The sequence below is a fragment of the Bradyrhizobium sp. Ken64 genome, assembly GCF_055807555.1.
Genome location: NZ_JBVVPA010000121.1, coordinates 1 through 252, shown reverse-complemented (window position 1 = coordinate 252; position 252 = coordinate 1). Strand labels below are relative to the sequence as shown.

Genomic DNA, 252 nt, shown 5'->3' with positions numbered 1-252 from the left:
GGTTCGACCTGGAAATTCGTGTCGGCGACGACATCCCCGGCCAGCACATCGGCCGTCAACTGGTCAGCAACCGCCGCATCTTGTGCGCCGCCCCCAGCTACCTGGAACGCCACGGGACACCCGCGCAGCTGAGTGACCTGGAGCACCATGAATGCCTGGTCTTGAAGGAGCGCGACAACGCCTTCGGCGTCTGGGTATTGGAGCGCGACGGCAAGCAGGAGAGCGTGCGGGTGGGAGGGCCGTTGTCATCCA

Annotated in this window: 1 protein-coding gene; it reads left to right on the top strand. The window is 65.1% G+C overall.

The window, feature by feature from the left end; genetic code table 11:
* Positions 1 to 252: LysR substrate-binding domain-containing protein (locus tag AC0L2F_RS35905; protein WP_473251543.1), on the top strand; the 252-nt coding region annotated here is incomplete at both ends.